This window comes from Streptomyces sp. NPDC030021 (assembly GCF_055574035.1).
Map to the genome: position 1 here is coordinate 29,152 of NZ_JBVIAH010000018.1, position 23,796 is coordinate 52,947.

The window sequence follows — 23,796 nt, forward strand, 5'->3', positions numbered from 1 at the left end:
GCCGGCTGACGGCGGCGCGGGGGACGGCGGCGCCTGGGACGGCGGCGCGGGTCTACCGGCCGCCGTCCGGGAGCAGCGCCGACGCCTCGCGCTGGTGCGGGACCGGTGCGTGCGGTGACAACGGCGCGCGCGGTTCGTCCCGGTGGAGCGCGACCGTACGCGTCGGAGCGGGGATCGAGATGCCCTCGGCCCGGAACCGCTCGTGCAGGCGCTTGATGAACTCGTGCTTGATCCGGTACTGGTCGCTGAACTCGCCGACGCCCAGGATCACCGTGAAGTTGATCCGGGAGTCCGCGAACGTGTGGAAGCGGACGGCCCCTTCGTGCGCGGGGTCCGCGCCGTCCACGGCCGCCATCACCTGGCCGACCACGTCGAGGGTCACCCGCTCGACGTGCTCCAGATCGCTCTCGTAGCCCACACCCACCTGGACCAGGATCGAGAACTGCGCCTCCGGCTGGGTGAAGTTGGTCATGTTGGTCCGGGCGAGACGCCCGTTGGGGATGATGACCAGGTTGTTCGACAGGTTGCGGACCACGGTGTTGCGCCAGTTGATGTCGACGACGTAGCCCTCCTCGCCGCTGGTGAGCCGGATGTAGTCACCGGGCTGCACGGTCTTCGAGGCGAGGATGTGCACCCCGGCGAAGAGGTTGGCGAGGGTGTCCTGGAGGGCCAGGGCCACCGCCAGACCACCCACTCCGAGGGCGGTGACCAGCGGCGCGATCGACACGCCGAGGGTCTCCAGGGCGACGAGAACGCCCATCACGAGGACCACGATCCGCGTGATGTTGACGAAGATCGTCGCCGAACCGGCCACACCGGTGCGCGCCCCCGCCACGGACTGGACGAGGCCCGCGACGACCCGCGCCGCGCTGAGCGTGGCGATGAGGATGAGCAGCGCGGTCAGCGACTGGTTCACGAACCCCGAGACGCGCGCGGTGAGCGGCAGGGTCGTGGCGGCCACGGCCGCGCCCGCGATCAGGGCGGCCCCTGGCGCGATGGTGCGCAGCGCGTCGACGATGACGTCGTCCCCCCGCCACCGGGTCCGCTCGGCGTGCCGGCCCAGCCAGCGCAGGAGGGCGCGCAACAGCAGCCCGGCCGCGGCGCCCGCCGCCAGCGCGATCCCGGCGACGAGCCAGTCGTGCAGGACGAGATCCCGGGTCAACGGACCCCCTCCGGTGCGCCGCGCCGGCCCGGGGGAGTGGCGACGGGCGCTGCCGGCCGTCGTATGGGGTGTGGGTGTGTCGTCACCTTGTCACCTGTCAGTTTGTCGTGCGTGAAGCCGCGTTCGGGCGTGAGTACGCATCCGGAACGGGCTGCCATCCTGCCCCATGGCAGCAGGACGCACCGCAGGCGGGGCTGCCGCCAGGGGGTGTCTTGCCGTCGAAGTGGCGTCGGGCCTGGGGACACCTCCCGGCGGTGGCTGGGGGAGGGGCTTCGACGACAGGGCCTACCGCCGCGCGGCGGCGTGTTCGAGGACCGCGCGGACCTCCGTGGCGATCGCGCTCTCGGTGCGTTCGAACTCGGGGCCGGTCAGCTGCCGGGGGTCGGCAGGCAGGCCGGTGAGCACCGGGGTGTGGAGATGGCCACCGGGCAGGTGCGGGGCGAGTTCGGCGCGCAGCCGGTTGGAGCGGTAGGCCACTTCGTTGGACAGATAGCCGCCACCGCCGCCCGCCACGGCCCGCGAGCCCGGGGTCGGGCCGTCGGTCCGGTCGACGGGAGCCGTGCCGCCCGCCGGGATCTCGGTCACGTCGCTGTTGAGGAGGACGGGGTACGGGGTCTGCACGGCGCCGGTGACAGCGTCGGCGGGGAGCGTGGTGCGGATGAACTCCGGGCCCGGGCCGAGGCCGGGGGCGGTCACCGGGTGCTCGCGGGTGCCGCCGGCCAGGGCGCGCACGTTGTCGGGGTACGGGTCGGCGGACCGTGCCCGTCCCGCCCAGTCCTCCAGGGTGAAGATGCCGGGATAGCCCTGGCTGACGGTGGTGATGATGTCGGCCGAGGCGGGGCCGCCGGCCATGCGCGGGGCGAACGCCCGCTCCACCAGGCCGGCGTCGAAGTCGGCGTACCGCACGGGGAGGACGACGGCGCGGATCTCGGCGGGGCTGCCGTCGGCGAGGGTCACGCGCCGTCCGTTGAGCTGGAGGGCGGCCGACCCCGACGGGTTGGCGCGGCGTATCTCGGCGTCGAGCCCGAAGGGGTCGAACCCGCTGATGAAGACGCGCCGTACGCCGGGCGCGGTCCGGAAGACGTTGTTCGTCAGGCCCCGGGACGCGTCCTCGAAGCGGGCGCGGAGCGCGGCCCGGTCGGCGGTGAACTCCGGCTGCCAGCGGGCGAGTGCGGCGGTCATGCCGAGCCGCGCCCAGTACAGCGGCCGGTCGTCCCCGGGGGCGAGGTCGCCGCCGGGCCGCTGTCCCTGGGCCCGCCGTACGGAGGCCTGCCAGAGGGCCTCGCCCCAGTCGGTGACCAGCCGGCCGGCCTCGGCGGGGCCGCGGACCGCGCACAGCGCGGCGGGGAACCGCCGGACGAAGTCCCCGAACCCGCCGCGCTCGACGAGGGCCGCGGTGCGGGCGTCCGAGAGCCGCGCCTGTTCGGCGTCCAGCGGTACGGACGCGTCGGCGCGGCAGGCGGACGAGCCGTCGGCCGCGTGCGCGGGCGAGGTGACGGCCAGGGGAAGGACGGTGACGAGAAGGGCAGCGGCCGACGCCGCACGCCGTAAGAGCATCATGCGATGTGACATTACATAGCGGCCCCCACCCCCACCAGACGCACCGGCCGCAGCGGCCGTGACTGGCTCAACTCCACCTCTGCCACGGCCGGTTCACCGCCAGGCGGCGATCCGCGCACTCTCGGCCGTCCCGCTACGCCGCCCGGTCCCGGGCCAGACGCCGCGTGGTGCCGGTCCGCTCGAAGGCGTGTCCCGCGCGCCGCACCGTGGCTTCGCCGAAGGGCCTCCCCGTGAGCTGCATGCCGATGGGCAGGCCCGCCGAGTCCAGGCCGACGGGCAGGCTCAGCGCCGGCCGAGTCCACCAGTTCGGCCGGCGAGACCCGCCGGGTGCGTACGGCCTCGGCCGCTTCGGCCACGGTCAGCTCCTACGGCTCCATCGTGCTGCTCCCCTCCCGCGCGGTACGCCGCGCAGGGCGGTGTCTCGCCGAAGTCCAGTTCCCGCAGGAGCGATACGACGGCGTGGATGTGGTCGGCGGTGGCCGCCACTCCCGCGTGGCGGTCCTGCGCCAGCGGAAGCCCGACCGTGCGGCCCAGCGGGCGGCTTCGGGGGAGTGGGATCCGAGGCGGACATGTGCTGCCGTCCTTCCGGGGAACGGCGGAACGATCACCGCCGCGTTAAAGCTAACGACTTGCGTTAGCTCGCGGTAGGACCTACGGTCACTTAAAGCGAATGAATCGCTTTTGCTGTTGGCCGGTCCTCTCCAGACGAAGGAACACGCGCATGCGCACCGCACAGTTCACCGAGCCGGCCCCGTCCGGAGCCGCTGCCCACTGGTCCGTCGGGGAGATCGCGGTCCACCGCGTCGACGAGGTGCCGCTGCCGCCCGCCACCGGACCGTGGCTGCTGCCGGCGGCCACCCCGGACGTGGTGGCCGAACACGACTGGCTGCGGCCCGACTTCGCCGGCCCGGACGGCGTCCTGCACCTCGACAGCCACAGTTTCGCGCTGGAGGTGGACGGTCTGCGCGTCCTCGTCGACACCGGGATCGGCAACGGCAAGACGAGGGCCAACCCGGCGTGGGACAACCTCCGTACCGACTACCTGGAGCGCCTCGCGGACATCGGATTCACCCCCGAGAACGTCGACCTGGTGATCCTCACCCATCTGCACACCGACCACGTCGGTTGGAACACCCGCGAGGTGGACGGCGCATGGGTGCCGACCTTCCCGGGCGCCCGCTACCTGACGTCGAGGGCGGAGTACGAGTTCTGGGCCGCCTACGACATGGACGAGGCCCGGCGCGGCATGTTCCGCGACTCCGTCGTGCCCGTCGAGGAGGCGGGCCTGCTCGACCTGGTCGACGTACCGGCCGAGGGGATCGACGTGGCCGAGGGGCTGCGCCTGCTGCCCGCACCGGGGCACACCCCCGGACAGATCGCCGTGGAGGTGCGCAGCGCGGGCGCGGCGGCCCTCGTCACCGGGGACGCCGTCCACCACCCCGTGCAGCTGGCCCGTCCGGAGATCGGCAGCTGCGTCGACATCGACCCGGTGCAGGCCGAGGCCACCCGCCGCGCGCTGCTCGCCCGGCTCGCCGGCACCGGCGCCCTGGTCCTCGGTACGCACTTCCCCGCGCCGACCGCCGGTCGCGTGGTGGCCGAGGGGGACGGTTACCGGCTCGAACCCGTGGCCGCCGCACCGGCGCGCCGCTGACCGGCGACGGCATGTCCGGCGACGGCATGTCCCGCGACGGCGTGCCCGGCGGGCCGGTCAGCGGGGTGCGCCGAAGCCCTCTACGGCCTCGCGCACGAGCCGGTGCGCGTACGCGCCGGTGAGGCCGGCGGGGCGGAACAGGATGCGGTACATCATCGGCGCCACGACCCGGTCGAGCACCGTCTCGACGTCCGGGGCCTCCTCGCCGCGCTCCGCGGCGCGGGCGAGCACGATGGCGATCTGCTCCGCCGCGTAGGCCGAACACCGCCCCGCGTTGTCGCCGTCGGGGTCCCCCAGCAGCGCGTCACGGATGTACGCACGTCCCGTGGGCGAGGCCATCTCCTCCTGGAACTGCTCGGCCCAGCCCCGCAGGTCCTCCAGCAGGTCTCCGTGGTCGTCCGGCGGAGCGTCGGGGCGCAGGTGCTCGACGGCGACGTCCGAAAGCAGTTCCTGCAGGTCGCCCCAGCGGCGGTAGATCGTCGACGGAGTGACGCCGGCCCGCGCCGCGACCATCGGGATGGTCAGCTCCGGACGCCCCAGCTCGGCCTGGAGCTCACGCACGGCGGTGTGGACCGCCTCCTGGACCCGCGCGCTGCGGCCTCCGGGGCGGACCATCGCTCTTCGGCTCATGTAGCCAGCTTAAAGCAAATTTCTTGCATCATGCTCGGCCGAAGCCGCAGCTGTGGCCGCCGCCCCGGACTCCGCGGCGGTACCGGCCGCGGAGTCCGGGGTGAGGCGGACGGCTGCGCCGGGCGTTACTTGCCGATGAAGGCGAGGAGGGCGTTGGTGACCTCTTCGGCGTGGGTCCACAGGAGACCGTGCGGGGCGCCTTCGACGGCGACGTAGTCGGCGTGCGGGAGGGCCTTGTGGAAGGGCTCCGCGGTGGCCCCGATCGGGAGGATGCGGTCCGCGGTGCCGTGGAGGATCAGGGCGGGAACGTCGATCTTGGGGATGTCGGCCCGGAAGTCGGTGGTCCACGTGAGGACGGCGGCGCGGGAGGCGTACGCGGAGGCGCCGGCGGCGGTGGCCCAGTTCGCCCGGACGGTTTCCTCGCTGATGCGCGTGCCGAGGTTCTCGTCGAGGTTGTAGAAGGCCTGGTAGAAGTCGGTGAAGTAGGCGTAGCGGTCCTTCGTGACGGCGGCGAGGATGCCCTCGAAGACGCTGCCGTCGACACCGGTCGGGTTGTCGTCGGTCTTCAGGAGGTACGGCTCCAGGCCGGCGAGGAAGGCGGCCTTGGCCACGCGTCCGGAACCGCGGGTGCCGAGGTAGCGGCCGACCTCGCCGGTGCCCATGGAGAAGCCGACGAGGATCGTGTCGGTGAGGTCGAGGGTCTCCATCAGCGTGTGGAGGTCGGCGGCGAAGGTGTCGTAGTCGTAACCGGTGGTGGGCTGGCTCGACTGCCCGAAGCCGCGCCGGTCGTAGGTGATGACGCGGTGGCCGGCGTCGAGCAGGGCGGGGAGCTGCTTCTCCCAGGAATGCCCGTCCAGCGGGTAGCCGTGGATGAGGACGACGGGCTGACCGCTGCCGTGGTCCTCGTAGTAGAGGTCGATGTCGGTGCTGTTCTCCTGGCCGACGGTGATGAAGGGCATGGTGTGGCCTCCTGTGGCGATCTCGGTTCGGTTCGCGGCAGCAGTCTCCCGCCCCGGGGTCCCCGAACGGTGTCGGAACACGGCCTTCCGACGGTACTTGTGCAGGTCGTCCACAGTCCCGGTCACGTGAACAGGGGACCGGAAACAGGCGACTTCACCCGAATCGATGCCCTTCCTAGGCTGGACGGGCAAGCAAGCGGAGCATGCGCCGCGTACCGGCACCGGTGCGGCGCCGAGGGAGTTGTCTTGGCCAGTCACGATCCGATCGAACGCCCTGCGGAGCCGTCGTTCAGCGCGTTCCGCGCGTCGGGAGCGCAGCAGCGGATGTACTTCCTCCAGCAGATGGAGGAGGGCAGGCCGACCTACCACATGCCCGTCTTCTACGGTCTCGAAGGACCGGTGGACGAGGCCGCGCTCCGCACGTGCGCCCAGGGCCTGATCGACCGGCACGAGGCGCTGCGCACCCGGTTCGTCCTGCGGGACGGCGAGCTGTGGCAGCACATCGACACCGAGGCCGCGCTCGCCTGGTCCTCCGCCGCGGCGCGCGGAGCGCAGGACGCCGAGGAGTGGATGGCCGCCGAACACCACCGGCCCTTCGACCTGGAGTCCGGACCGCTCTTCCGGGCGGCGCTGCTGCACACCCCCGAGGGCGCGGTCCTCGCGCTCGCCATGCACCACATCGTCGCCGACGGCTGGTCCGTCGGCATCCTCGCCCGCGAGCTCCTCGCCGCGTACGCCCGGTGCGGCGGCGGTACCGACGGTCCTGACGGTCCGCAGCAGGCTGCCCCGGAAGCCCCCGAGTACCAGTACGCCGACTTCTCCGACTGGCAGGAGGAATGGCTCCACGGAGCCGCCGCCCAGCGCCAGCTCGCCTACTGGGAGAAGCAGTTGGGCGGCGAACTGCCCGACGCACCCCTGCCCCGGGACGGCCGGCCCGGGGCCGGTGCGGCCCGCGGCGCGGCCGGGCTGCACTCCTTCGAGGTGCCCGCCCCGGTGCTCGCCCGGATGCAGCGCCTGTGCCGTGACACCCGCAGCACCCCCTACACACTGATGCTGGCGGCCTTCCAGATCGTGCTGGGCCGCTACACGGGCACCGACGACGTGCTGGTCGGAACGCCGGTGGCGGGCCGGAACCGCAAGGAGTTCCAGGACACCGTCGGCCTGTTCGTCAACACGCTGGTGATCCGCGCGGACCTGTCCGACGACCCCGCCTTCCGGGTCCACCTGGAGCGCGTACGGGACACCGTGCTCGACGCCCAGGACCACCAGGACCTGCCCTTCGAACGCGTCGTCGACCGGATCGCCCCCGGACGCACCGGCGAGGACGCGTCCCTCTTCCGGGTCATGTTCGGCCTGCACGACGAGGACGGCATGACCGACGCCCTGCCCGGCCCGCGGGCCAGGATGCTCGAAGGACCGGCCGGAACCGCCAAGTTCGACCTGACCTTCGACGTCGTACGCACCGGCGGCGCGCTGAGCTGCCGGCTGGAGTACCGGGCCGACCTGTTCGATGCCGCCACCGTCGAGCAGTTCGGCCGCCACTTCGCACGTCTCCTGGACGCCGCCACCGCGAACCCCGAACTGCCGCTCAGCGGGCTGCCGATGCTGTCGGCCGGCGAACGCAGCGGCATCGGCTCGCCGCTCCCGCCCCGTGCCGCCCTCCCGCACGCTCCGGGCGGGCCGGCTTGCGTCCACGAGATCTTCGCCGGACACGCCGCCCGCACCCCCGAGGCCGTCGCCCTCGTCCACGAGGGCACGTCCCTCACCTACCGCGAGCTCGACACCCGGGCCAACCGGCTCGCGCACCGGCTGCGCGCCCTCGGCGTGGGACCCGACACACTCGTCGGACTGTGCCTGCCCCGCTCCGCCGACCTCGTCGTCGGCCTGCTCGGCATCCTCAAGGCCGGCGGCGCCTACCTGCCGCTCGACCCCGACAACCCGCCCGAGCGCCTGCGCCACATCGTCCAGGACGCCCGCCTGGAGCACGTCGTCGGCACCACCGGCACCCGGGCCCTGTGGGACGCCCCCGGCCTGCACACCGTCGACCTGCAGGCCGACGCCGCGCTCCTGGCCGCCGAACCGGACACCGCCCCCGACACCGGCGTCACCCCGGACCACCTGGCCTACGTCATCTACACCTCCGGCTCCACCGGGCTCCCCAAGGGCACCCTCGTGCCCCACGCCAACGTCACCCGGCTGTTCTCCGCCACCGACCACTGGTTCGGCTTCGGCCCCGAGGACGTGTGGACCCTCTTCCACTCCATCGCCTTCGACTTCTCCGTCTGGGAGCTCTGGGGCGCCCTCGCCCACGGCGGCCGCCTCGTCGTGGTGCCGTACGGGACCAGCCGCTCGCCCGAGGAGTTCCACCGGCTGCTGCGCGCCGAACGGGTCACCGTCCTCAACCAGACCCCCTCGGCCTTCTACCAGCTGGCCCGCGCCGACGAGGAACACCACCGCACGGCCGGTCCGGCCGGGTCCGGGCTGAGCCTGCGCCACGTCGTCTTCGGAGGGGAGGCCCTCGACGTCGCCGCCCTCGCCGGATGGTTCGCCCGGCACGGCGACACCGCGCCCCGCCTGGTCAACATGTACGGCATCACCGAGACGACCGTGCACGTTACCTACCGGCCGCTGACCGCCCGCGACGCCGAGGACGGCCGCGGCAGCGTCATCGGCGTGCCCATCCCCGACCTGCGCCTGCACCTGCTCGACGCGCGCGGCCGGACCGTCCCGCGCGGGGCCGTCGGCGAGCTCTACGTCGCCGGGGCGGGCCTGGCCCGCGGCTACCTGCGCCGGCCCGAGCTCACCGCCGAGCGCTTCCCCACCGGCCTCGCCGCTCTCGCCGACCGCGGCGCGGACGGGCCCGCCGGGCTCGCGGCCGGCGAGCGGCTGTACCGCACCGGCGACCTGGCGCGCGCCCTGCCCGACGGGGACCTGGAGTACCTCGGCCGCATCGACCACCAGGTCAAACTGCGCGGCTTCCGGATAGAACTTGGCGAGGTCGAGGCGGCACTGGCCGCCCACCCCCTCGTCGACGCCGCCGTCGCACTCGTGGCACCGGATCCCGCGGGGAGCGACGTCCTCGTCGGCTACCTGGCCGTGACCGGGGCCGAGGACGGGGCGGGCCCCACCGTGGAGGAGCTGCGCACCCACCTCGCGCGGCGGCTGCCCGGCTACATGATCCCCGGCGCGTTCGTCACCCTGCCCGCCTTTCCGCTGACCGCCAACGGCAAGACCGACCGGCGCCGCCTGCCCGCCCCCGGCTCGGTGCCCCGGACTCCCACGGCCGCCTACGAGGCGCCCCGCGGGCCGGTCGAGACCGTGCTCACCGAGGTCTTCGCCCAGGTCCTCGGGCACGAGCGGGTCGGCGCCCTGGACAACTGGTTCGCCCTCGGCGGGGACTCCATCCGCTCCCTCCAGGTGCTCGCCCGGGTCCGGGAACGCGGCCTCGACCTCACCGTCGCCGACCTCATGCGCCGTCAGACGGCCCGCGCGCTGGCCCCCGTCGTGACCCGTCGGGAGGCGGCGGCCGGCGCCGAGGCCCCGTACGAGCCGTTCGCCCTGCTCACCCCCGAGGACCGCGCCGCCCTGCCCGAGGGGCTGGAGGACGCCTACCCGATGACCCGGCTCCAGGCCGGCATGCTCTACCACAGCGACCTGCCGTCGGCCGGCGGCCGCGTCTACCACAACGTGGCCTCCTACCTGGTCGAGGCGCCCTTCTCCGAGGACGCCTGGCGGACCACCGTCGAGGTCCTCGCGGCCCGGCACGAGATGCTGCGCACCTCCTTCGACCCGCACGGCTTCGGCGAGCCCCTCCAGCTCGTCCACCGCGGCGCCCGCCCGGAGATCACCTTCGAGGACCTGTACGGGCTTGACCCCGAGGCACAGCGGACCGCCGTCGCCGCCCGCTACGCCGCCGAGCGCGAAAGGCCGTTCGCCTGGGACCGGCCCCCGCTGATCCGCTTCCACGTTCAGCGGCTCTCCGACACCCGGCTCCAGCTGTTCGTCGCCGAGCACCACGCCGTCCTCGACGGCTGGAGCGAACGTTCGCTCCTCACCGAACTGGCCTCCTGCTACACCGAGGCGCTCGCCGCCCGGACCCCCGCGGAGGGCCCCTCCCCGGACGCGGGCCCCCGCTCCCGGTTCGCCTCCTTCGTCGCTCTGGAACGGGCCGCGCTGGCCGACGCGAAGCAGCGCGCCTTCTGGACCGGAAAGGCCGCCGGCGCCCCCGCGACCCGGCTGCCCCGCCCGGCGGCGACCGGCGGACCCGCCAGGATGTCCTGGTACCTCGCGCCGCTCCCGGAGGGGCTGCACGACCGGCTGACCGCCCTGGCCGCCGAGTGCGGCGTACCGCTGCGCACCGTACTGCTCGCCGCCCACCTGAGGGCCATGGCCCTGCTGGGCGGCGGCGACGCGGTCACCACCGGAGTGGTCCACAACGGCCGGGCCGAGGAGACCGACGGCGACAAGGTCGTCGGCGTCTTCCTGAACACCCTGCCGCTGAGCGTCGCCGTCACCGGGCTCAGCTGGCGCGGCCTCGTCGCGCACGTCGCCGCCGTGGAGGCGGACCTGTACGCGTACCGCCGCTTCCCGCTCGCCGAGATCCAGCGCCTGTCCGGCGGCGGCCCGCTCTTCGAGACGTTCTTCAACTACACCCACTTCCACGTGGAGCGGGACGGGTCCGCCGACGGCGCGTTCACCGTGCTGGAGGAGACCGGAGAGGCCGGCACCGACTTCGCCTTCGGCGCGGAGTTCTCCCGCAGCCCCGACGGCTCCCTGCTGGAACTCGGCCTGCGCTTCGACGCCGCCCAGTTCTCCGAGGAGCAGATGGAGAGCGCGCACGCCTCCTACACGGCCGCGCTGCGCGACCTGGCCGCAGCCCCGGACCGTGACTGCACGGCCGCCGACCTGCTGCCGGCGGCCGAACACCGCCGCTACGCCGCGTGGAACCGGACCGCCGTCGACTACCCGCAGCCGCACGTCCTGACCCGGCTGATCGATGCTCAGCGCGACCGGACCCCGGACGCCCCCGCCGTGCGCTTCGAGGGCGCCGAACTGACCTACCGCGCCCTCGACACCGAGGCCGAGCGGCTGTGCGCCGCCCTGCGGGAACGGGGCGCGGGCCCCGGCACCTTCGTCGGCCTGCTGCTGGAACGTTCGCTGACCCTGCCCGTCGTCCTGCTCGCCGTCCTGAAGTCGGGCGCCGCGTACGTCCCGCTGGACCCGGAGCACCCGGCGCCGCGCGTGCGGTCGCTGCTCGCCGAGTCCGGCATCGGCCTGGTGGTCACCGAGGGCGCGTGGGCGGAGCGGCTGGACGGCTGCGGGGTCACCCTCGTCCGGCCGGACGAGGCCGCGACCGGCACCGCGCGTCCTGCCCGGGCGCCCGGGCCGTCCGACCCGGCGTACATGATCTTCACCTCGGGCTCCACCGGCAAGCCCAAGGGAGTCGTGGTCTCCCACCGCGCCATCGCCAACCGGCTGCTGTGGATGCAGGACGAGTACGGACTGACCCCGGGGGAGCGGGTGCTGCACAAGACTCCGTACACCTTCGACGTCTCCGTGTGGGAGCTGTTCTGGCCCCTGCTGACCGGCGCCACCCTGGTCCTGGCCCGCCCCGGCGGCCAGCGCGACCCCGACCACCTCGCCGGCCTGATCCACGACGAGGCCATCAGCACGGTGCACTTCGTCCCGTCGATGCTCAGCGTGTTCCTCGACGACCCCTCGGCAGTGGCCCGTTCGGGCGGCCTGACCCGGGTGGTGTGCAGCGGTGAGGCCCTGCCGTACGAGGTCCAGCGCAGGTTCTTCGAGCGGCTGCCCGGCGTCGAACTGCACAACCTCTACGGGCCCACCGAGGCGGCCGTCGACGTCACGTACTGGCAGTGCCGTCCGGACGGCGGCGACACCGTGCCCATCGGCCGGCCCATCGCCAACATGCGCACCCACGTCCTGGACCGCCGCCTCGCCGAGGTCCCCCTCGGCGTCACCGGGGAACTCTTCCTCGAAGGCGTCGGCCTCGCCGACGGCTACCACGGACGGCCCGAACTGACGGCCGAGCGGTTCATCGAGCACACCGGCCCCGACGGCGCCACCCGCCGGCTCTACCGGACCGGCGACCTGGCCCGGCACCGCCCCGACGGAGCCCTGGAGTACGCGGGCCGCACCGACCACCAGCTCAAGATCCGCGGCTTCCGTGTCGAGCCGGGAGAGATCGAAGCGGTCCTGGCCGAGCACCCCGGCGTGCGCGACTGCGCGGTCCTGCCCCGCGGCGAACGCCTCGTCGGCTACTTCGTCCCCGGCACGACCGGCACGACCGGCACCCCCGCGCCCGCGCCCGACCCGGGCGAACTGGCCGCCCACGCCCGGGAGCGGCTCCCCGAGTACATGGTCCCCTCCGCCTGGGTGCGTCTGGACGCCCTCCCGCTGACCGCCAACGGCAAACTGGACCGCGCCGCCCTGCCCGACCCGGACCCCGCCGACCTGCGCGGCGGCGCCGAGCCGACCCCGCCCCGCGACGCCCTCGAATCCCGCCTCGCCGGGATCTGGGAGCGGCTGCTGGCCGCCGGCCCGGTCGGCGTCCACGACGACTTCTTCGAGTCCGGCGGGCACTCCATCGACGCCCTGCGCCTGATCGGCCGGATCAACCAGGCCTTCGGCGAACGCCTCGGCGTCTCGGCCGTCCTGGAGCACCCGACCGTCGCCCGGCAGGCCGCGCTGCTGCGCGGCCGCCACGCCGAGGCGGCCCCGGACCCGGTGGTGCGCCTGCGCCCCGAGGGCACGCTCGACCCGCTCTTCCTCGTCCACCCGATCGGCGGGAACGTCTTCTGCTACCGCACCCTGGCCGCCGAACTGGGCCTCGACCAGCCGGTGTTCGGACTGACGGCACCCGGTCTGACCGACCCCGCGGCGGCGCCCGGAGCCACGGTCGAGGAGCTGGCCGCCACCCACCTGGAGGCCCTGCGCCGGATCCGTCCCACCGGCCCCTACCACCTGGCCGGCTGGTCCTTCGGCGGGCTCCTCGCCTACGAGATGGCGGTCCAACTGCGGGCCGCAGGCGAGGAGGTGGCGACCCTCGCACTGCTGGACACCGGCTACCCGGAGCCCGGTCACGTCCCGGAGGACGAGAGCGAGCTGCTGGAGTGGTTCCACGAAGACCTGGCCCGCTCCGCCGGCTTCGACCCGTCCGACGAGGGCAACTCCGCCCTGCGCAGCGCCCTGCGGAGCGTCACCGACACCACGGCCCGGCTCGCCGTCCTCGCCGAGCAGGTGGAACGCGAGGGCTTCGCCCCCGGGCTGGACCCGCAGGACCTCGCCCGGCACTACGCGGTGTTCCGTACCGGGGTCCGCGCCGCCGCCGCGTACGAGCCCCCGGCCGCCCCCTGCCCGGTCCTGTTCCTCCAGAGCGAGACCGGGGCCCGGGAGCAAGCCGCCGACCGATGGGCAGGGCGGGCCGGGGCCGGCCTCACCCGCCACGACGCCGCCACCGACCACTACGGGCTGATGCGGCCGCCGCACAGCACCCGGGCCGCCGCCCTCCTGCGCACCGCCCTCGCCGCGGCCGACCACCGCTGAACGGGTACCCCGGCCCCGCCCGGGGTACCCGTACCCCCTTCCCGCGCCGCGCGTCGCCGAGGCATGCGCCGACGCGCCCTGCGCCTCGCGCCTCGCGCCCTGCGCCCCGCACCAGAACAGGAACGGAACACACCACGTGACGAGTGACACCCCGGGGCCCGCCCCCGAGCTGAGCGGCCGTATCCGCGGCGGACCCGCCGAACTCCTCCACGACGAAGTGCTCGCCCCGCAGTTCGCATTCGAGTCCCGCCATCTGCTGCGCCACTACGTCGCCATCGAGAAGACCCTGGCCGCCGAGTACGTCCGCATGGACCTGATCACCGCCGAGGAGGCCCACCGGATCGCCGCCCTGCTGGACTCCGTCGGGCCCGGCACCCTCAGCGCGCAGCCCGGCGCCAACATGTCGGACATCGCCTTCGCCCTCGAACGGCACGTCGAGGCGGGCCTGCCCGCCCCGGTCGTGCGCTGGCACGCCGACCGCAGCCGCAACGACCTCCAAGCCTGCGCCCAGGTGATGTACGGCCGCGACCAGCTCACCCGCTTCGCCGGCGCGCTCCTCGAACTCGCCGCCGTCGTCCACCGGCTGGCGCAGGAGACCTGCGACCTGCCCATGCCGGGGTACACCCACTTCCAGGCCGCCCAGATCATCACCCCCGGCTTCCACCTCGCCGCGCTCTCCGAGCACCTGCTGCACACCCACGCCCGGCTGCTGAACGCCTACGACGGCATCGACGCCTGCCCGCTGGGCGCCGGCGCCATGGCCGGACAGGAACTGCCCTGGGACCGCGACCGGATGGCTCGGCTGCTCGGCTTCTCCCGGCCGCAGCCCCACGCCCTGACCGCCGTGGCCTCCCGCCGCTGGAGCGCCGAACTGACCGCGGAGCTCAGCCTGCTGGGCACCGCCCTGAGCCGCTTCACCACCGACCTGCTCACCTGGGGCGGCAGCGAGTACGGCTTCATCGAACTGCCCGACGAGCTGTCCGGCATCTCCTCCGCCATGCCGCAGAAGAAGAACTACCCCGTCCTGGAACGCATCCGCGGGCGCACCGCCCACCTCACCGCCTTCCACTTCGACGTGCTCCTGGGCCAGCGCAACACCCCCTTCTGCAACCTCGTCGAGGTGTCCAAGGAGGCCGGCACCCACCTGCTGAACGCCTTCGACTCGGCCCACGGCACCGTCCGCCTCCTCACCGAGGTACTGCGCAGGCTGACCTTCCGCGCCGACCGCATGCGCCAGGTGTGCCAGCGCGAGTTCCTCGGAGGCTTCAGCCTCGCCAACTCCCTCTGCCTCACCGAAGGGGTGCCCTGGCGCACCGCCCAGGTCGTCGCCGGCAAGTACGTCGTGCTCGCCGCGGCGGCGGGCGCCGCCCCCGCCCCGGGCGAACCCGCCCTGCTGGCCGAGGCGGCCGCCGGGCACGGCATCACCCTCGCCGACCCCGCCCGGCTCCTCGCCGAGGCCTTCGACGTCGACCGGGGCCTGGAGCGCATGGTGTCCGCCGGTTCGGCCCGCCCCGACGCCGTGCGCGCGGTACTGCGCACCCAGCAGGAGACGTACGAACGGCTCGGCGCCGACTGGGAGCTGCGCGCCGCCGCGGTCCGCGCGGGCGCCGAGGAGGGCGACCGCGCCCTGTACGGCGTGACCGGCGTGACCGGCGACGAGATCCACGAGGAGGACGGCGATGGCACCCGCACCCGTGTACAGCACGCGCACTGACACCGCCGGAGGATCGTCCGCCTCCGTCCTCGGCTCCGGCTCCGGCAGCGCCTTCGGCACCTTCGGCGAACTGCTCCAGGGCGCCCTGCCCCACCCGCAGGGGGACTTCCTGGTCACCTTCCCCCTCGCCCGCTGGGCCACCGCCGTGTTCCACCCCCGGCCCGGCCGGCGCGACGTCCAGGTGCGGCCGGCCCACAAGGCCAAGTCCCGCCGGGTCGCCGAGGCCGTCCTGACCGCCCTCGGCACGGCGGACGGCGGCCTCCTGGAGGTGGCCGGAGACCTGCCCGAGGGCAAGGGCCTCGCCAGCTCCTCCGCCGACCTCGTCGCCACCGTACGGGCCGTCGGAGCCGCCCACGGGCGCGAGTTCACCCCGGCCGAGACGGAGGACTTCCTGCGCGGCATCGAACCGGCCGACGGGGTCATGTACGACGAGATCGTCGCCTTCCACCATCGTGAGGTGCGCCTCGGCCGCCGCCTCGGCGTGCTCCCCCCGCTCACCGTCGTCGCCCACGACGAGGGCGGGCAGGTGGACACCGTCGCGCACAACCGGGGCGCCCGGGCCATCGACGCCGCCGACCGGGAGGAGTACGCGCTCCTGCTGGACCGGCTCACCGACGCCGTGGCCCGCGGCGACCTCCAGGAGGTCGGCGCCGTCGCCACCCGCAGCGCCGAGATGAACGCCCACCGCCGCCGGCGTGCCGGATTCGCCGAACTGCACGCCCTGTGCCGCGAGGTCGACGGGCTGGGCCTGGTGCTCGCCCACAGCGGCACCATGCTCGGCGTCCTCCTGGAGGCGAACGACCCGGCCCTCGCCGGCAAGACCGCGCACATCCGGGCCGGCTGCGCCGCCCTCGGCGGAGAGGTGTCCGTACACCGCTCCCTCGGCGACGGCGACAGCTGGAGTCCGAAGGCCGCGCCCGCCCACCCCACCGAGCTGGAGATCTGAGCATGCTGTTCGACACCGTGACGGACGCGATCGGCGCCACTCCGCTGGTCCGGCTGCGCCTGGGCGAGGCCCGCGGCGTGGAGGTCTACGCCAAGCTGGAACTGCAGAACCTCTTCGCGATGAAGGACCGCGTCGCCCGCAACATCCTGCTGGAGGCCCGGCGACTGGGCACCCTGAAGCCGGGCGCCCCCGTCATCGAGAGCTCCTCGGGGACCATGGCCCTCGGCGTCGCCCTCGTCGGCCGCTCCCTGGGCCACGAGGTGCACATCGTCACCGACCCGCGCATCGACCCCGTCACCCTCGCCAAACTCCGCGCCCTGGGCTGCCGGGTCCACGTGGTCGAGGCCATGACCAGCCACGGCTGGCAGAGCGCCCGCCTGGAGCGCCTCGCGGAACTGCTCGACGAACTGCCGGGCGCCTTCTGGCCGCAGCAGTACACCAACCCCGACAACCCCGGCGCCTACCGCACCCTCGCCGGTGAACTCCTGCAGGATCTGGGGCAGTTCGACACCCTCGTCGGAGCCGTCGGCAGCGGCGGCTCCCTGTGCGGCACCGCCCGGGCGCTGCGCGAGAGCCTCCCCGCCCTGCACGTCGTCGGCGTCGACTGCGTGGGCAGCGCCCTCTTCGGCCAGCCCGACGTGCCGCAGCGGCTGCAGAGCGGGCTGGGCAACAGCCTGTTGCCCAAGAACCTGGACCGCACCCTCGTCGACGAGGTGCACTGGCTCAACGACCACGAGGCCTTCGCCGCGACCTGGGACCTCGCCCGCGAGCAGCAGATCTTCGGCGGCAACACCTCGGGCTCCGTCTACCGGGTCCTCACCGGCCTCGCCGACCGCGCCGAGCCCGGCACCAGGATCGTCGGCATCCTGCCCGACCGCGGCGACCGCTACGCCGACACCGTCTACAGCGACGAGCACTGGGACGACCACCGGCTGCGCGAGGTGCCCACCGCCACCGCACCGGCCGACCTCGGCCCCGACGGCACCGCCCGCACCTGGTCCACCCTCGCCTACAGCCCGCCCGCCGGGATCCAGCGGCACCTGCTGTTCGTGGAGTCCAACACCACCGGCACCGGCATGCTGGCCCTGGACCGGGCGCGCGAACTGGGCACCGTACCCGTGCTGCTGACCGGCGACCCCGACCGCTACCGGGGACTCGCGGACACCGGCGCCGAGGTGGTGCGCTGCGACACCAACTCCGACGCCGCCCTGCGCGCCGCCGTACAGGAGCGCTTCCGCCGCGAGGAGATCGCCGGCGTCACCACCACCAGCGACTTCTACGTACCGGCCGCCGCCCGGATCGCCCGCTGGCTCGGCCTGCCCGGCAACCCGCCCGAGGCGGTGGCCGTCTGCCGCGACAAGTCCGCCCTGCGCGAGAGGCTGCACGCCGCGGGCGTCCGCCAGCCCCGGTACGCCCTGGTCCGCGAGCCGGCCGGGGCAGCGGCCGCCGTCGCCCGCACCGGACTGCCCTGCGTGGTCAAGCCGGCCGACGACTCGGGCTCCACCAACGTCCTGCTCTGTGCCGACGAGGCGGAGGTCCGCGCCCAGATCGAGCGGATCCTCGCCATCGACACCAACGTACGGGGCATGCCCACCGCCCGCACGGTCCTCGTCGAGGAGTACCTGGACGCGCCGGAGTACAGCGTCGAGATGTTCAGCGGAGACGGTCGGGCCGTGTGCGTCGGCATCACCGCCAAGTCCGTGACCGCCACCCCCCACTTCGTCGAGCACCGCCACCTCTTCCCCGCCCCGCTGCCCGCCGCCACCACCCAGCGGATCACCGAGGCGGTGACGGCGGCCCTGGACGCGGCCGGGATCCGCCTGGGAGCCACCCACACCGAGGTCAAACTGACCGCCGACGGGCCCGCCCTCATCGAGATCAACCCGCGCCCGGCCGGCGGCATGATCCCCGAACTGATCCGGCTCGCCACCGGGGTGGACCTCCTCGGGGAGCAGCTCCGTGCCGCCCTCGGCCTGCCCCCGCACCTCAAGGCCGAGGAGGCCGGCCACGCCGGGATCCAGTTCCTTCTCGCCGACGCCGACGGCACCCTCACGGCCGCCCACGGCACCCAGGAGGCCGCCGCCGTCGAGGGAGTCGAGTCGGTGCTGGTCACCGCCGCCCCCGGCACACCCGTACGCAGGCCCCGCAGTGCCTCCGACCGCCTCGGGCACGTGATCGCCCGCCACCCGGAGCCGGAGGGCGTGCACGCCGCCCTCGACGCGGCGCGCGCCCTGCTCCGCCTCGACGTCGAGCCCGCACACCATTCCTGACTGTCCGTCACTTACAGCCCGAAGGCGCGCCGTACGCCCCGTACGGCCGCACCGCGATCCGAAAGGTGAACCGCCATGAGCAACCCCTTCGAGAACGACAACGCCGCCTACGTCGTGGTCCGCAACGACGAGCTCCAGCACTCCCTGTGGCCCGCCGCCAACCCCGTCCCGGCCGGCTGGACCGTGGTGCACGGCCCCGACGGCCGCCAGGCCTGCCTGGACCACGTCGAGCGGGTCTGGACCGACATGCGCCCCGCCTCCCTGGTGGCCGCCCTCGCCGGGAACGCGCCCCGTGGCTGAGCCCGTCCACCGCGCCGGGCAGCCGGCGGACACCCGCACCGGCGCCGACACCGGCGCCGACCCCGTACGGACCCTGTGCACGCTCTTCGCCGAGGTCCTCGGCCGCGCCGAGGTCGACGCGGGACACAGCTTCACCGGGCTGGGCGGGGACAGCATCCAGGCCATCCAGGTCGTCAGCCGCGCCCGCGCGGCCGGCCTCGTCGTCAGCACCCGCGACGTGCTCCGCGCCGAGAACGTGAGCGCGCTCGCCGCCACCGCCCGCGCCCACGGCCGGGCGGGGGAAAGCGTCGGCCCGGTCGTGCCGCCGCGCCGCCTGGGCCCGCTGGTACCCACCCCCATCATGGGCTGGCTCGCCGAACTCGGCGGCCCCGTCGACACGTACAACCAGTCGCTCGTCCTGCGCACCCCGCCGGGCTTCGGGGCGGCCGACGCCGAACGCACCGTCCAGGCCCTCCTCGACACCCACGAGATGCTCCGCCTGCGGCTGCCCGACGGGATCGGGGCCTCCGGCGCCGAGCCGCTCGTACCGCCCGCGGGCTCCGTCGCCGCGGCGGAGCTGCTGGAGCACGTGGACGCCCGCGGGAGGGGCGACGGGGAACTGCCCGCCCTGACCCGGGAGCGGATGCGCGCGGCCCGGCGGCTGCTCTCGCCCCGCGAGGGCCACATGCTGCGTGCCGTACTCCTCGACCGGGGAGCCGGACAGCAGGGACGCCTCGCGCTCGTCGTCCACCACCTCGTGGTCGACGGCGTCTCGTGGCGGATCATCCAGGACGACCTGCGGGCCTGCTGGACGGCCCTCACCGAGGGCCGCGAGCCCGTCCTGGAACCGGCGCACACCCCCTTCGCGCACTGGGCCGACCTGCTGCGCGCGGAGGCCACCTCCGGCCGCCGGACCGCCGAGGCCGACCGCTGGGCCGCCGCCCTGCGCGAGGCCCCGCAGGCGCTCGCCGGGGTCCGCGCACCCGGCGGCCTCGATCCCGAGAGCCCGGACAACACCTTCACCCTGACCCTCGGGCCGGACGTGACGGGCCCCCTGCTCACCACCGCGCCCGGTCTCGTCAACGGCACCGTCAACGACGTCCTGCTGACCGCCCTGGCGCTCGCCGTGCTCGGCCGGCGGAGCGCCGGCGGCGAGGACGGGGCTGACGGGGCGGACGAGGCGGACGAGGAGGGCGCCGTCCTCGTCGACGTCGAGGGACACGGCCGCGAGGACGTCGCAGACGGCACGGACCTGTCCCGCACCGTCGGCTGGTTCACCACCGTCTTCCCCGTCCGCCTCGCCCTCGGCCGCCCCGACCTCGACGAGGCCCGCGCCGGCGGACCCGCGGTCGGAGCCGCCCTGCGCCTGGTCAAGGAGGAGTTGCGCGCGGTACCGGACAAGGGCATCGGCTTCGGGCTGCTGCGCCACCTCAACTCCCGTACCGGGCCGGACCTCGCAGCGCGCGGCATACCCCAGATCGGCTTCAACTACCTCGGCCGGTTCCCGATGGGCGGCGACGCCCCCTGGGACGCCGCGCCCGGCCACGCCTTCGCCCTCGACGACGCCGACGACGGCCTTCCGATGGCCCACGCCGTGGAGGTCAACGCGGCCGCCCACGAGGGCCCGGACGGCCTCACCCTCAGCGCCACCTGGACCTGGGCGGGCAACGTCTTCCCGGGGCGGTGGGTCCACGACCTCGCGCAGGAGTGGTTCACCATGCTGCGCGCCGTCGTCACCCACGCCGCCCGCCCGGACGCCGGCGGGCTCACCCCCTCCGACGTGTCCCTCGCCCAGGTCAGCCAGGCCGACCTCGACACCTTCGAATCCCAGCTCGGAGCCCTGCTGTGATCCCTCTGTCCCACGCCCAGCAGCGATTGTGGTTCCACGCCCGGGACGGCGCCGACGGCGCGCTCTACCACATCCCCGTCGGGCTGCGGCTGAGCGGCGCCCTCGACCAGGCCGCCCTGCGCGCCGCCCTTACGGACGTCAGCACCCGCCACGAGGCCCTGCGCACCGTCTTCCCCGACGCGGCGGGCCGCCCCCACCAGCGGGTCCTGGACCCCGCGGAAGCCGCCCCGGTGCTCACCGTCACCGCCGGCCCGCCCGCCGAACGCGCCCGGCGGGCCGAGGAGGCGTCGTCCCGGCCCTTCGACCTCGGCACCGAACCGCCGCTGCGCGCCGACCTGTTCACCGACGGGGACGAGGACCACTACCTGCTCCTGGTCCTGCACCACATCGCGGGCGACGGCCACTCCGTGAACGTCCTCGTCCGCGACCTGGCCGCCGCCTACACCGCCCGGTGCTCCGGCCGGCCGCCCGAGTGGCCCGAACTGCCCGTCCAGTACCCGGACTACGCCCTGTGGCAGCGCGAACTCCTCGGCCCGGCCCAGGACCCCGCCTCCCTGCACGCCCGGCTGCTCACCCACTGGGCCGCCGTCCTGGACGGCCTGCCCGAGGAACTGGCCCTGCCCGCCGACCGGCCGCGCCCGGCCGTGGCCGGCCACCGGGGCGCGCTGGTGGAGGCGCGGACCGGCGCCGCCGTCCACGCGGGGCTCGCCGCGCTGGCCCGGGACGGCCGCGCCACGCCGTTCATGGCCGTGCAGGCCGCCTTCGCGGTCCTGCTCACCCGGCTCGGCGCCGGCACCGACCTGCCGCTCGGCTGCCCCGTCGACGGCCGCGACGACGAAGCCCTCACCGACCTCGTGGGCCTCTTCGTCAACACCCTGATCGTGCGCGCCAACACCTCGGGCGACCCCACCTTCACGGAGGTGCTGGGCCGGGTGCGGTCCGCCGCCCTGGAGACGTACGCCCACCAGGAACTGCCCTTCGAATCGCTCGTCGAACGCCTCAACCCGGCCCGTTCGCCCGCCCGTCACCCGCTCTTCCAGGTCGCCGTCTCCGCCCAGCGCGGCGAGCCGCTCACCCCCGCCTTCGCGGGTCTGCGGGCCGAGGTGGAGGCGGTACGCACCGACACCGCCAAGTTCGACCTCACCCTGGAGGTCGAGGAGCTCCACGACCCGGCCACCGGAGAACCCCGGGGCCTGGCCCTCGGCCTGGAGTACGCGAGCGACCTCTTCGACGGGACGACGGCCCGGCGCCTGCTGGACCGGCTCGTCCACCTCATCGGCGCCGTCGTGCGCGAACCCGGGATCCCGGTCTCCGCGCTCGACGTCCTGCTCCCCGGGGAGCGCGCCGACCTCCTGGAGCACTGGCAGGGCGCGCCCGCCGCCGCCGCCCGCACCGTCCACCAGGCCTTCGAGGAGCGGGCCGCCGCTCACCCCGGCCGCGCCGCCGTGCTCTGCGCCGGCCGGGAGACCACGTACGCCGAACTCGACGCCCGGGCCGACCGGATCGCCGAGCGGCTGCGTGCCCTCGGCGTCCGCCCGGGCGAGGCCGTCGCCGTACTGATGGACCGCTCGGCCGGCCTCGTCGCCGCCTGCCTCGGCATCCTCAAGGCCGGCGCCGCGTACCTGCCGCTGGACGCGCGGGCCCCGCGCGCCCGGACCGAGGCCGTGATCACCGCGGCCGGGGCAGCCGTCCTCGTCACCGACGTCCCGGACGGCGAGCCCGTACCGGCGGGTCCGCGCCACGTCCTGCGCCCCGACGCCGACGCCGACGCCGTCGACCCGCCCGCGGACGCCGTGACGGCCGGGCCCGCCGGTCATCCCGACGCGCTCGCCTACCTGATGTACACCTCCGGCTCCACCGGCACGCCCAAGGGCGTGGCGGTCTCCCATCGCGAGGTCGTCGCCCTCGCCACCGACGGGCGCTGGCGCGGCGGCGCGCACGAGCGGGTCCTGTTCCGCTCCCCGCACGCCTTCGACGCCTCCACCTACGAACTGTGGGTGCCGCTCCTGAACGGCGGCCTGGTCGTCGTCGCGCCGCCCGGAGAGCTCGACGTCGACGCGCTGGCCCGGCTGATGACCGAGGAGAAGGTCACCGGAACCTTCCTCACCGCCACCCTCTTCAACGTCCTCGCCGACCGCTGCCTGCCCGCACTCGGCACGCTGCACGAGGTGATGACCGGTGGCGAGGCAGCCTCGCCGTCCATGGTCCGCCGGGTCCGCGAGGCCTGCCCCCGCACCACCGTCACCAACGCCTACGGCCCCACCGAGACCACCACCTTCGCCGCGACCTTCGCCGTCGGACCGGGCCAGGAGGCCCCCGACGGGCAGGTCCCGATCGGCCGCCCGCTCGACGGTACGCAGCTCCACGTCCTCGACGAGCGGCTCGGCCTCGTGGCGCCCGGCGTCATCGGCGAGCTCTACATCGCGGGCGCCGGACTCGCCCAGGGCTACCTCGGCCGGGCGGCGCTGACGGCCGAACGCTTCGTCGCCTGCCCGTACGGCCCTCCGGGCGCCCGCATGTACCGCACCGGAGACCTGGCCCGCTGGAACACCGACGGCCAGGTCGAGTACCTCGGCCGCGCCGACCGGCAGGTCAAGATCCGCGGACTGCGCATCGAACCCGGCGAGATCGAGCACGCCCTGGCCGCTCACCCGGCAGTGGGCCAGGCCGCCGTCACCGTCGTGGACACGGCCGCCGGACCCGCGCTCGCGGGCTACGCGGTCCCCGCCGAGGGAACCCCCGCACCCGACCCGCGGGAACTGCGCGAGCACCTGCGCGCCCGGCTGCCCGACTACATGGTGCCCGCCACCCTCACCCTGCTCGACGCCTTCCCCGTGACGGCCAACGGCAAGACCGACCTGACCGCCCTGCCCGCACCGGGCCCGGCGACGGCCGGCACCGCAGGAGCCCACCAGGAGCCGCGCACCGACGACGAGCGCGCCCTGTGCGCGATCTGGGAGCAGGTGCTGGGCCTGCCCCGGATCGGGGTCCACGACAGCTTCTTCGACCTCGGCGGCCACTCCCTGCTCGCCACCCAGCTGCTCGCCGAGGTCACGGCGCGGTTCGGAGCCGCCGTCGGCATCCGCCAGTTCTTCACCGGCCCCACCGTCGCCGAACTGGCCGCGGCCCTGCCCGCCGCCACGGCCGCCGGCGCCGCCGCGCAGGACCCGCCGATCGTCCGCCGGGCCCGCCGCACCCAGACCGCCTGAC

General features: G+C 74.6%; 12 protein-coding genes and 1 pseudogene. 8 read left to right on the top strand and 5 right to left on the bottom strand.

Annotation, left to right across the window (positions count from 1 at the left end):
- Positions 1-52: 52 nt before the first annotated feature.
- The 3 genes and pseudogenes from ACZ4YL_RS30065 to ACZ4YL_RS30075 form a co-directional block, all read right to left on the bottom strand.
- Positions 53-1,162 (bottom strand): mechanosensitive ion channel family protein, encoded by a 1,110-nt coding sequence (locus tag ACZ4YL_RS30065; RefSeq protein WP_468120908.1) that lies wholly within the window; start codon positions 1,160-1,162, stop codon positions 53-55.
- 285 nt (positions 1,163-1,447) lie between these two features.
- Positions 1,448-2,722 carry a pyroglutamyl peptidase gene (locus ACZ4YL_RS30070; RefSeq protein WP_468120910.1) on the bottom strand — a complete coding sequence of 425 codons (1,275 nt, stop codon included), beginning with the start codon at positions 2,720-2,722 and terminating at the stop codon, positions 1,448-1,450.
- Between the two features lie 366 nt (positions 2,723-3,088).
- Positions 3,089-3,327, bottom strand: a pseudogene (locus ACZ4YL_RS30075) (hypothetical protein); the annotation flags it as partial.
- A gap of 116 nt (positions 3,328-3,443) precedes the next feature.
- Between ACZ4YL_RS30075 and ACZ4YL_RS30080 the strand changes: the two are divergent.
- Positions 3,444-4,373, top strand: coding sequence for an MBL fold metallo-hydrolase (locus ACZ4YL_RS30080; RefSeq protein ID WP_468120912.1), 930 nt, complete (start codon positions 3,444-3,446; stop codon positions 4,371-4,373).
- Positions 4,374-4,430: 57 nt separating this feature from the next.
- Here the strand turns inward: ACZ4YL_RS30080 and ACZ4YL_RS30085 are convergent, their stop codons facing one another.
- Positions 4,431-5,003, bottom strand: a complete 573-nt coding sequence (locus ACZ4YL_RS30085) for a TetR/AcrR family transcriptional regulator (RefSeq protein WP_468120913.1) — start codon at positions 5,001-5,003, stop codon at positions 4,431-4,433.
- A 125-nt stretch (positions 5,004-5,128) separates the two neighbouring features.
- On the bottom strand, positions 5,129-5,962 hold the full coding sequence (locus tag ACZ4YL_RS30090) for an alpha/beta fold hydrolase (protein WP_468120915.1): 834 nt from the start codon (positions 5,960-5,962) through the stop codon (positions 5,129-5,131).
- A gap of 246 nt (positions 5,963-6,208) precedes the next feature.
- Here ACZ4YL_RS30090 and ACZ4YL_RS30095 point away from each other — a divergent pair, with 246 nt between their 5' ends.
- From ACZ4YL_RS30095 to ACZ4YL_RS30125, 7 genes are all read left to right on the top strand, one after another.
- Positions 6,209-13,528 carry an amino acid adenylation domain-containing protein gene (locus tag ACZ4YL_RS30095; RefSeq protein WP_468120917.1) on the top strand — a complete coding sequence of 2,440 codons (7,320 nt, stop codon included), beginning with the start codon at positions 6,209-6,211 and terminating at the stop codon, positions 13,526-13,528.
- Positions 13,529-13,664: 136 nt separating this feature from the next.
- Positions 13,665-15,242 carry a lyase family protein gene (locus ACZ4YL_RS30100; protein WP_468120918.1) on the top strand — a complete coding sequence of 526 codons (1,578 nt, stop codon included), beginning with the start codon at positions 13,665-13,667 and terminating at the stop codon, positions 15,240-15,242.
- A complete protein-coding gene (locus ACZ4YL_RS30105; RefSeq protein WP_468120920.1) occupies positions 15,208-16,188 on the top strand; it encodes a GHMP family kinase ATP-binding protein in 981 nt (326 codons plus the stop codon). Before ACZ4YL_RS30100 ends, ACZ4YL_RS30105 begins: the two co-directional genes overlap by 35 nt.
- A gap of 2 nt (positions 16,189-16,190) precedes the next feature.
- Complete coding sequence (locus tag ACZ4YL_RS30110) at positions 16,191-18,458, top strand: pyridoxal-phosphate dependent enzyme (protein WP_468120922.1); 2,268 nt, start codon at positions 16,191-16,193, stop codon at positions 18,456-18,458.
- A gap of 75 nt (positions 18,459-18,533) precedes the next feature.
- Positions 18,534-18,758, top strand: coding sequence for an MbtH family protein (locus ACZ4YL_RS30115; protein ID WP_382542299.1), 225 nt, complete (start codon positions 18,534-18,536; stop codon positions 18,756-18,758).
- Positions 18,751-20,586 carry a condensation domain-containing protein gene (locus tag ACZ4YL_RS30120; RefSeq protein ID WP_468120924.1) on the top strand — a complete coding sequence of 612 codons (1,836 nt, stop codon included), beginning with the start codon at positions 18,751-18,753 and terminating at the stop codon, positions 20,584-20,586. The genes ACZ4YL_RS30115 and ACZ4YL_RS30120 overlap by 8 nt, the downstream gene beginning before the upstream one ends.
- Complete coding sequence (locus tag ACZ4YL_RS30125; RefSeq protein WP_468120926.1) at positions 20,583-23,795, top strand: non-ribosomal peptide synthetase; 3,213 nt, start codon at positions 20,583-20,585, stop codon at positions 23,793-23,795. Before ACZ4YL_RS30120 ends, ACZ4YL_RS30125 begins: the two co-directional genes overlap by 4 nt.
- The last annotated feature ends 1 nt before the right edge of the window (position 23,796 follow it).